Origin of the sequence: uncultured Boseongicola sp., from assembly GCF_937988555.1 — a bacterium.
Lineage (GTDB): Bacteria > Pseudomonadota > Alphaproteobacteria > Rhodobacterales > Rhodobacteraceae > Boseongicola.
The window spans coordinates 21,406-30,896 of sequence record NZ_CALJXO010000294.1 but is presented as its reverse complement, the minus strand read 5'-3'; the positions used below and the strand labels follow the sequence as shown (position 1 = coordinate 30,896).

At 56.1% G+C, this 9,491-nt stretch carries 9 protein-coding genes; 1 reads left to right on the top strand and 8 read right to left on the bottom strand.

What is annotated here, in order from left to right; all coding sequences use genetic code 11:
• Positions 1 to 879: 879 nt before the first annotated feature.
• The 7 genes from Q1B15_RS17410 to Q1B15_RS17380 form a co-directional block, all read right to left on the bottom strand.
• Complete coding sequence (locus Q1B15_RS17410) at positions 880 to 1,755, bottom strand: alpha/beta hydrolase (protein ID WP_299756091.1); 876 nt, start codon at positions 1,753 to 1,755, stop codon at positions 880 to 882.
• A 3-nt stretch (positions 1,756 to 1,758) separates the two neighbouring features.
• Positions 1,759 to 2,460, bottom strand: coding sequence for an ABC transporter ATP-binding protein (locus Q1B15_RS17405; protein ID WP_299756088.1), 702 nt, complete (start codon positions 2,458 to 2,460; stop codon positions 1,759 to 1,761).
• Positions 2,460 to 3,230 (bottom strand): ABC transporter ATP-binding protein, encoded by a 771-nt coding sequence (locus Q1B15_RS17400; protein WP_299756085.1) that lies wholly within the window; start codon positions 3,228 to 3,230, stop codon positions 2,460 to 2,462. Before Q1B15_RS17400 ends, Q1B15_RS17405 begins: the two co-directional genes overlap by 1 nt.
• Positions 3,227 to 4,228, bottom strand: a complete 1,002-nt coding sequence (locus Q1B15_RS17395) for a branched-chain amino acid ABC transporter permease (RefSeq protein WP_299756083.1) — start codon at positions 4,226 to 4,228, stop codon at positions 3,227 to 3,229. The genes Q1B15_RS17400 and Q1B15_RS17395 overlap by 4 nt, the downstream gene beginning before the upstream one ends.
• 1 nt (position 4,229) lies before the next feature.
• A complete protein-coding gene (locus Q1B15_RS17390) occupies positions 4,230 to 5,153 on the bottom strand; it encodes a branched-chain amino acid ABC transporter permease (RefSeq protein ID WP_299756081.1) in 924 nt (307 codons plus the stop codon).
• A gap of 76 nt (positions 5,154 to 5,229) precedes the next feature.
• Positions 5,230 to 6,396 carry an ABC transporter substrate-binding protein gene (locus Q1B15_RS17385; protein WP_299756078.1) on the bottom strand — a complete coding sequence of 389 codons (1,167 nt, stop codon included), beginning with the start codon at positions 6,394 to 6,396 and terminating at the stop codon, positions 5,230 to 5,232.
• 99 nt (positions 6,397 to 6,495) lie between these two features.
• Positions 6,496 to 7,038, bottom strand: coding sequence for a 3-hydroxyanthranilate 3,4-dioxygenase (locus Q1B15_RS17380; protein WP_299756075.1), 543 nt, complete (start codon positions 7,036 to 7,038; stop codon positions 6,496 to 6,498).
• A gap of 196 nt (positions 7,039 to 7,234) precedes the next feature.
• Here Q1B15_RS17380 and Q1B15_RS17375 point away from each other — a divergent pair, with 196 nt between their 5' ends.
• A complete protein-coding gene (locus Q1B15_RS17375) occupies positions 7,235 to 8,668 on the top strand; it encodes an NAD-dependent succinate-semialdehyde dehydrogenase (protein WP_299756072.1) in 1,434 nt (477 codons plus the stop codon).
• 12 nt (positions 8,669 to 8,680) lie between these two features.
• Here Q1B15_RS17375 and Q1B15_RS17370 read toward each other — a convergent pair whose 3' ends face one another.
• A complete protein-coding gene (locus tag Q1B15_RS17370) occupies positions 8,681 to 9,454 on the bottom strand; it encodes an aspartate dehydrogenase (RefSeq protein ID WP_299756070.1) in 774 nt (257 codons plus the stop codon).
• Positions 9,455 to 9,491: the final 37 nt, after the last annotated feature.

Sequence of the window (9,491 nt, the reverse complement as noted above, 5' to 3'; positions counted from 1 at the left end):
TGTCTCGAAGCAAGAGAGCTGATTGTCATTTCAACGAAATCTGCATTCCGCCGCCTGTCCGGCATATGCAGAGCTGCGGGTATCGTTGAAGCCGGGCAGAAGGCAGGCTGCGAAGGTGCTGAAAAGCGCGTCGCGGGTGGGCTTCATAAACTTAGTTGATGAAGCGCCGGGCAAGGGATTGTCTGCAGCGCACCCGGAAAGAGCGACTGCGGCTCCAAGCGCCGCCACGGCAAGGAAGCCTCTGAATGGGCCCCGGCGATAGGCGCAATCAAGATCAGCGGATCCATCAAGTGTATCTGAGCCCGTGGTTCCGACTGGCTTTGTGGAATAAATTACATTCATCTCGACCTCCAGGAATTTATATGAACAGCGTTCAAATAAATTGTTACGCGCGCGGCGATCGCGAGTCAACAAATAAATGAACGACGTTCATATTTGTAGCCAAGCCAACCCTATCAGGAATCGAAGAATTGAGGAGAAAGTCAGTCAAACTTCTTTACTTCCGAATATTCGCTCTGCTGCTTCACAACCAAAACGCGAATATTGAAGCTCGTGATCACTTCCTCAGAGCCAGATACCTTCTAAAAACGGTGGCGTGTGCGTTGGCGGCGCGGTTTAGCTTGAAGGCACCTCCGTTGGAAAGGCTGCACTCGTGGTTGAACACGGCGCCATAACACCCGCCATGAAACTGAAAATGGCCGCCTGAATTCCACGGCTGAGCCCCATTAAAAATGGGGGGATTACCGAGTGATTGTTGATCTCGAACACATTTTAATCAGAAACTCTTGTGTCACCCAATACAATCTGGGCTGGCTTCTTCCCTGCTCAGCGCCAACTGGCCGAGCCGCGAGGACGGCTCGGTCTCTTTTCGTGATGGAGCTAGGGCTTCGGCGAAACCACCTTTTTGGGCGCATTAATCATGTCGATTGCTGTTCGAAATAGACGTGTTTCAGGGTCTGCAAGATCAGCGATGACATCGAAGTGGTTGCGGTTGGGCACTTCAAATTCGATGACCGAGCCTCCGGCTTGGGAAACTTTGGCGGTGAAGTCCTGACTCTGGCGTTTGAACTCGGTGGTTTCGGTTTCACCCCAGACAACGACAAGAGGTACGTCGACGGGGGCCGGTAGTTGCATCGGGCTATTTAAGCGCGCCAAGGCTTTTGTCAGGGACAGCCAATCGTTCGGCTTGCAGAAGCGCAGGGGCTCCAAATCATACAGACCGCTTGCAAGAAGCGCGCCTTTGACCGGGCTTCCTAATTCACTGGTGTCCGGCTGGAGTGCCATTGCTGCGAGATGAGCGCCCGCAGACGAGCCGCCGAGGTAGACACGAGCGGCGTCAAAGCTCAGACGTTGCGTATTTTGAGTGAGGTGCGAGACGGCGCGCCGGACTTGATCGACAATTTGGCCCAGAGACGCGGCCGGTGCCAGTGAATATTCGACAACTGCAACACCGACACCCATCGAAACGAACGATTTCGCCATAAAGGCTGAGTCGGATCTGCCCAGAGCGCGCCAATAGCCTCCGTGGATGAAGACAAACAGCGGGCTGTTGGGCGCCTTGGCGGGAAAGAAATCTATGCGTTCGTCGTCGCCAGGGCCGTAGGCAATATCGCAGATGACCGAGAGGTTGGAATAGGCGCTATTGCTGAGGTTGCGATAAGCGCGCATCTCGGCGTCGAAGTCGCTTACCGTGCCGCGGGCATCGTATTGTGTTTCGAGGTCGGCCATTGTCATGCAGCGATAGGGGTGTTCCAAACCTCAGACTCCTAAATATTTTTCAGCAAAGTTGTCTTCAGCGCGCATGGCGGCGATGTCTCCGTGCCAAGCGACCTGGCCTTTGACGAGAACGTAATTGTCATCAGCAAGGCGAGCCATATCGTCGAGGTTTTTGTCGATCACGAGGGTCGTTTGTCCTTCAGCTTTCAGTTCACTTAGGACGGACCAGATTTCCTGGCGGATAAGGGGGGCGAGGCCCTCGGTGGCTTCGTCAAGGATCAACAGTATGGGGTTGGTCATCAGAGCGCGCCCAATGGCCAGCATTTGTTGTTCGCCGCCGGACAATGAATTTCCAAGCTGGTTCACTCGATCCCTGAGGCGTGGAAAGCGCGCGAATACTTTATCGAGATCCCATGGGCCGGGTCGGTTAGATCGGTTGGCAGCCGTCGCAACGAGGTTTTCGCGGACGCTGAGTGTTGGGAAAATCTGACGGCCTTCCGGGACAAGCGCTATCCCGGCGCGGCCGATTTGATATGGGCGCTGTTGGGTGATGGTGTCGCCGTTGAATCGAATGGTTCCCGCCTTAGCGGGTGTTAGGCCAGTAATTGTGCGGACTGTTGTTGTCTTACCCATGCCATTGCGACCCATGAGCATGACAAGATCGCCTTCCTTGAGTGTCAGGCTAATTCCGAAGAGAACTTGGGACGAGCCGTAGCTGGTTTCGACGTTTTCAAGGGTCAGCATCAGGCGGAGTCCTCCTGGTGGAGTTCATGCGTTCCAAGGTAGGCTTCTTGCACGTCGCGGTTGGCTCGGATCGCTTGGGGTGTGTCTGTTGCGATGATTTTGCCGTAGACGAGAACGGAAATCCTGTCTGCGAGCGAGAAGACAACGTCCATATCGTGTTCGACGAGCAGCATTGTCGTGGTGCCGCGAAGGCTAGTCAGAAGGGTTGTGAGATTGCGACTTTCCTCGACGCCCATACCCGCCATTGGTTCATCAAGGAGGAGAAGTTTCGGGTCGGCGGCGAGGGCCATTGCGATTTCAAGTTGGCGTTTCTGGCCGTGCGCCAAATTTTCGGCGCGGCTGTCAGCTTCGTCCGCAAGGCCTGTGCGTTCAAGAATGGCGTCAGCTTTGGCGCGTTCGGCCTGATCTGAGCCTGCTTTGGCGAAAACCTGGAAGACCTGGTTGTCCAGAGATTGCAAAACAAGACCCACGTTGTCGCGAACGGTGAATTCAGGAATGACCGAGGTAATCTGGAAACTGCGAACCAGTCCGGCATGGGGGCGTTTGTGGGCCGGAAGCGCCAGGAGGTCCCGTCCGTCGAACGTGATCGAGCCGCTATCGGGCGTAAGATAACCGGAGATTTGGCTGATGAGGGTGGTTTTGCCTGCTCCGTTGGGACCGATCAGAGCGTGAATTGTGCCCTCATTGACAGTGAGAGAGACGTTCTCGGTTGCTTGCAAAGCACCGAATGACTTGGAGAGATTCTTGATGTCCAGCATAGGGCGGCTCACCCGTTTTTCCTGAAGATGAGACCGTAGAGACCGGTTTTAGCAAAGAGGACGATGAGGATCAGAATTGGCCCGAATACAACGCGCCAATGTTCCTTGAGAAGGTCCATACCAAGTTCGTGGAAGATGATCGGCAGAAATTCTTCGAGAAGGAGAAATACGAATGCGCCCATGACGGGGCCGATGAGCGTTCCAATACCGCCAAGGATGACGACGATCATCAGGTCTCCGGATTTGGTCCAGTGGGTTAGTCCGGGGCTGACGAATTCGGTGTGGTTTGCCATCAACGCTCCTGCGAGGCCCGCGCCCGCGCCCGCGATAACGAAGATCAGGAGCTTTGCGCTGTAAGGGCGGATGCCGATAGATGTCATGCGGTCTTCATTTTGGCGAATCGCAGCAAGGACGCGGCCGAATTTTGATCGGACGAGACGGTGGCAGAAAGCGAAGAACGCGGCGAAGATTGCGAGGCAGAAATAGTAGAACGTGATGCGATCGTTGAGGTCGATGACCGGCAGGACGTTGCGGCCTTCGAACATCATCATGCCATCGTCTCCGCCGTAAGCCTCGAGGGAAACGAAGAGGAAGAACAGCATTTGGCCAAAGGATAGCGTGATCATGATGAAGTAAACGCCCTTTGTTCGTAAAGCGAGTGCCCCGATTATGAGAGCGAAAAGGGCGGAGATCACAATGGCGAGGGGCAGGACGATGAGGCCTGTGAGAGTGCCGTCGAAGCCCAAAACCGTTGTGTCTTCGAAGTTGTGGAAGGCGAGGATGCCGACGACGTATGCGCCTACGCCGAAGAAAGCGGCGTGGCCGAAGGAGACGAGGCCAGTGTAGCCGATGAGGAGGTCGAGACTGACGGCTCCGATAGCGAAGATGACGAGGCGCGTGGCAGTTGAGATGAGGTAGGACGAATTGGCTGCGGTGAGGATCCATGGCAGAACAACGAGGAGCAGCGCGCCGAGGGCGTAGAATGCTGGGAGGTGCTTTTCGCTGAGCATATCAGACGGCCTTTATGACAGGGAAAAGGCCGGTTGGTTTGAAGACCAGTACGATAATCATTAACAAGTAAACCGACATAGAGGAAAGCGCTGCGCCGACCCCGTTTGCTGTAGCAGGGTCGAGGAATTGTTCGAGGATGTCAGGGAGAAAGGCGCGACCCAACGTATCGACAAGACCAACCGTCAGCGCGCCTAAAAGAGCGCCTCGAATCGAACCAATGCCACCGATCACGATACAGACGAAGCTGAGGATCAAAAGGTTCTCGCCCATGCCGACTTCTACCGATGTGAGGGGGGCGGAGAGACCGCCCGCGAGGCCTGCGAATAGGGCTCCGACGACAAAGATTGTGGTGTTTAGGGCCTGGATGTTGACGCCAAGGGCTCGGATCATTTCGGGGTTGGTTGTTCCGGCCCGGATACGCATGCCGGTACGGGTTTTTACGATGATGAACCACAGGACCGCGGCAACCATCAGGCCGACCGCGATGATAGTGATGCGGTAAAGCGGATAGGTGAATGTCTCGGTAATCTGCACCGCGCCAGAGAGCGCTTCAGGGACGTTCAGGAACAAGGGTGTGCGGCCAAAGACGATCGAGACGGCTTCGTTAAAAAATAAAATGAGGCCAAAGGTGGCAAGCACCTGATCGAGGTGGTCGCGGTGGTAGAGCGGACGGATGATGAGAAGTTCGATGACCAACGCGAAGGCGGCGACCACTGGGAATGACAGGAGGAGTCCAAGGAAGAAAGAGCCAGTTAGGTCTGTAAGGACTGCGACGGCGTAGGCTCCGATCATAAAGAGCGAGCCGTGGGCAAGGTTGATAATGTTCATGAACCCGAAGACCAACGTAAGGCCGGCCGAGACGAGGAACAGGAACATGCCTAGTTGCAGCCCGTTCAGCAGTTGCTCGAAGAAAAGCTGGCTCATTTTTTGGTCCGGGGGTGTTAAAATCGAAGGCTGGCCCGGGGAGGCCAGCCCTCTTTTGTCCTACGGCGCTTACAGCTTACATCGGGCACTCGGACGCGTAAGCGTCAGAATGGTTCTCGGCGATGATGCCAGTCGTTCTGTTACGGAATTCACCGTCGATTTCGACCACCTCACGCCCGTACCAGTTCTGGATGGGGTGGTTGTTGGTGTTGAACTTAAAAGGCCCGCGCACCGCTTCAAAGTCGGCAGCTTGCAGAGCGGCTCTGAAGCCATCCATATCAGCAGTGACCTTGCCGCCGGTGGCGCGCAGCGCGCTCGCGATCAGGCGCGCCGTGTCGTAGCCTTGGCTTGCGTAAACGGTTGGCGAACGATCGTAGGTTGCCTCGAAGCTTGCTACGAAAGCGATGTTTGCCGCATTGTCGAGGTCGTGGTTCCAATGCGAGGTATTTTGAACGCCCAGCATGGATGCGCCGACTGCGCGCAGGATGTTGATGTCGGCAGAGGGTGCGGCGAGAACGAGTGGAATTTCGTCACGCAGACCGGCTTGATCGTATTGCTTCATGAAGTTGATGCCCATCCCGCCGGGCAGGAACTGAAACACCATTTCAGGCTTGGCGGCGCGGATCTTCGCGATCTCGGCGGCGTAGTCGGTTTGACCAAGTTGGGTATAGGTTTCTTCGACGATTTCGCCTGTGAAGAAGCGTTTAAACCCGGCCAGTGCATCTTTGCCGGCCTGATAGTTCGGCGCGAGGATGTAGGCGTTGTTGTAGCCTAGGTTTGATGCTGCGATTCCTGCCGATTCGTGGAGTGTATCGTTCTGCCAGGATGCTACGAAGTAGTTTTCGTGGCAGGCTTTGCCGGCGAATTGCGATGGCCCGGAGTTTGGCGAGATGTAGAAGCGACCGGCGCGCAGCGTCAGCGGGGCGACCACAGGTGCGATGTTCGAGAAGATGACACCTGTCATGATCTCGACTTCATCGCGCTCGAGGAAGCGTTCCGCGATGGCGCGGCCATTTTCCGGCTTCAAGCCGTCGTCTTCCACGATGACTTCAACCGGCACGCCGCCGAGAGTTCCGCCTTCTTCTTCGATAGCGAGAAGGAAGCCGTCGCGCACATCTGTTCCGAGATATCCGGCGGGGCCGGAAAGTGTGGTAATCATGCCGATCTTCAGCGCGTCTTGCGCCGTACCAGCCGTTGCGAGCGCACAAAGCGCTGTGGCGGCAAGAAGAGTTTTCAGTCTCATTGTTATCTCCCTAGATATTTGCGCGCGTTTTGGCCGCGCCATTATTCTGATGAGGGTGCCGTTCCGAAAAACCTATCGTCAACGACTAAATTTCTGATTTTAAAGCTGAACCCACCCTTCTGGGGCTTCCTTGCCGGGGTGAACGACGCCGCAGTCGGGGCAAGTTCGGGCGTCTTGGCACGCATAGAAGGCCTGATAGACCGGGGGCAAATCCCGCACGATTGACTGAAGTTGCATCTCGGCACGGTGGACCCGGGCGCCGCATTCAAAGCAGTACCATTCGATTGCATCAAGTTCGCCAATTTGGCGCTTTGGTTCGATGACAAGGCCGATGGAGCCCTCTTGCGGGCGCTGCGGTGAGTGGCGGATGTGGGGTGGCAAAAGGAAAATTTCGCCTTCCCGGATCGGGACGTCGTAGAATTCCTTGCCATCATAGAGCTTCAAAAGCATATCGCCTTTGATCTGGTAGAAGAATTCCTCCACAGGATCGTCGTGATAGTCGGTGCGCTTGTTCGGGCCACCGACGATTGTGACCATCATGTCGGCGTCTTCCCAGATCTGCTGATTGCCAACGGGTGGTTTTAGCAGGTGTTTGTGCTCTTCAATCCAGCCGTTGAAGTTGAACGCGCTAAGTTTCGACATGCCAGCCCTCCTTGATGGTGTCGCAAGAGTGCGGGGATATGAGGTTCAATTCAATAAACAATTCGCGTGTTGGTAATCGTCGCGAGTTTTCTGGGTGGCTGTTGGCGCTGCTTTTATTCCGTCATACCGTAAAGTGGGCGAGGGCATATGCGTAAGCGCTTTTGCCATTGACCACAGCAAAAGAGACGGCGTGCGTATGGAATACCCAGAACTCTTCCTTTTTATCGATGGCGCATGGCGCAAGACCGCGAACACCCTGCCAGTCTTCAATCCGGCGACCGAGGCGGTGATTGGTCAGGTACCGGTCGCCGCTAAGACGGACCTTGATGATGCACTTGATGCAGCGGAGAGGGGATTTCGGATTTGGAGCAAGGTGTCGCCGCGGGAGCGGAGCGACGTGATGCTTCGGGCCGCACGGCTCATGCGCGAGCGCATCGAAAAGATCGCATACTCGATCACGTTGGAGCATGGGAAACCCTATAAGCAAGCTCGCCTTGAAGTCATTCGGGGTGCTGAGTTTTTCGAGTGGGATGCCGGCGAGGCGCAAAGGCTGTACGGGCGGGTGATCCCCGGCGCTCAGGGAGTGCGGCACATGGTATTGCGACAGCCGGTTGGTCAGGTTGCTGCGTTTTCGCCGTGGAATTTCCCGATGAGCCAACCCGCGCGCAAGATTGCGGGGGCCCTGGCATCAGGGTGTTCGGTGATTTTGAAGGCCGCTGAGGAAACGCCTGCTGGTGCGCTGCATATCGCGCGCGCATTTCAGGATGCGGGGTTGCCGGACGGCGTGTTGAATTTGGTTTTTGGAGTTCCGGCCGATATCTCGGCCCACCTGATACCTGACAATAGAATTCGGTTGGTGGCCTTCACTGGGTCGACGGTTGTAGGACGCAAATTGACAACTATGGCGTCAGAATACATGACTCCGGTTTTGATGGAGCTTGGGGGTCACGCTCCGGTTATTGTCTGCGACGATGTGGATCCTGCTGTGGTTGCTCCGATTTGTGCGGATCGAAAGTATCGCAATACAGGGCAGGTGTGTACGTCGCCTACTCGCTTCTATGTCGATGAGGGTTTGTTTGGCAGGTTCTCGGACGCGTTCACCGCCAAGGCGAACGCCACGATTGTTGGAGATGGCCTGATTGAAGGGATCGAAATGGGCCCCGTTGCGAATGATCGGCGACTTGAGGCAATGGCGCGGCTTGTTGAGGACGCGGTTGAGCAAGGGGCTGACTTGCTTGCCGGGGGCGCGCGGATTGGGAACAAGGGGTATTTCTTTGAGCCGACTGTTCTCGCGAATGTTCCTGATACTGCGCGCATCATGGCGGAAGAGCCGTTTGGCCCGATAGCGATTCTAAATCCGGTTGGGTCATTGGACGAGGGGATTTACCAAGCAAACCGGCTTCCCTATGGCCTTGCAGCCTATGGGTTTACACATTCAGCGGCCAACGCAGATCGTATGGCCGAGGGTGTTGAAGCTGGAAATCTGTCTATCAATACGCTCGAAGCTTCGTTGCCGGAAACGCCCTTTGGGGGTGTGAAGTGGAGCGGGTACGGACGAGAGGGGGGCGAGGAAGGCTTGCACCACTACACGGTCGTAAAGAACGTGTCTCACAAGATGTCCATCGACTAATACGAGTCAGCTTTAGAACCTGATCGGTTTGCGATCCTCAAGAATTTTTGCGACCACGCTCATGGCTGCAAGGGCTGAGCTTCTCGGATTGTCCGGCAGGCTGTTGCCGGAGATTGCGAAGGTCAGGGCGCCGAAATCCCCTGTCGCGGTGACCTCATGGATGTTTGAGGTCGCAAAGGGGTCAGCGATCAATTCGACATCTGTATTGTCAAAACCCAGTGACGATAGTGCGACGGCGGCGGCAACGTTTGCGTTCTTGGGGTATGCGAGCGAGGCCTCTCGGGCGGAACCTGAAAAATGAGTTGCGGCTTCGGACAGGTTGGCGAGATCAAGCTTGTCTTCTGCAGGAGATCCCATCCAGCCTTTCGGTGGTTTGCGTCCTGTGTAGGTGACCTTATCGAGTGTTCCGGCACGGCCTGCCCGCAAAGCGTCAAGCGCGCCGATTGCGCCGCTTGACAGATGCAGCACAGACCCGCCTTCCTGCGCAGCGTCGCCGAGTTCCGCTTCAAGTTTGGCATCGGCAAGAGCCCCAATGGAGACGGTCACGACATCGATGCCCGCGCGCAGGGCCTCAACGCCGTGAGTGCGAAGGGCTTCGTGGCCGGCGCAGTCGATCAAAAGTTCAATGCCGCGCGGTAGGTCAGCAACGGTGGAGACATGAGGCGTTGGGCCATCGCTTTTCTTGCCGGGCCGCACAACAATCGCGGCGATCGGGAGCCCTGCTGAGTTGAGTTGGGCGCGGACGTATGACGCAATGGCGCCGGTGCCGATAAGTGCGATGGACATGGGTATCCTGACGTTGTCTTTTGCAGACAAGTGTATG

Coding starts and splice junctions, on each gene's coding strand:
- Q1B15_RS17390 (WP_299756081.1), bottom strand. CDS start 5,153: ATGAGCCAGCTTTTCTTCGAGCAACTGCTGAACGGGCTGCAACTAGGC.
- Q1B15_RS17375 (WP_299756072.1), top strand. CDS start 7,235: ATGGAATACCCAGAACTCTTCCTTTTTATCGATGGCGCATGGCGCAAG.
- Q1B15_RS17405 (WP_299756088.1), bottom strand. CDS start 2,460: ATGCTGACCCTTGAAAACGTCGAAACCAGCTACGGCTCGTCCCAAGTT.
- Q1B15_RS17370 (WP_299756070.1), bottom strand. CDS start 9,454: ATGTCCATCGCACTTATCGGCACCGGCGCCATTGCGTCATACGTCCGC.
- Q1B15_RS17385 (WP_299756078.1), bottom strand. CDS start 6,396: ATGAGACTGAAAACTCTTCTTGCCGCCACAGCGCTTTGTGCGCTCGCA.
- Q1B15_RS17380 (WP_299756075.1), bottom strand. CDS start 7,038: ATGTCGAAACTTAGCGCGTTCAACTTCAACGGCTGGATTGAAGAGCAC.
- Q1B15_RS17395 (WP_299756083.1), bottom strand. CDS start 4,228: ATGCTCAGCGAAAAGCACCTCCCAGCATTCTACGCCCTCGGCGCGCTG.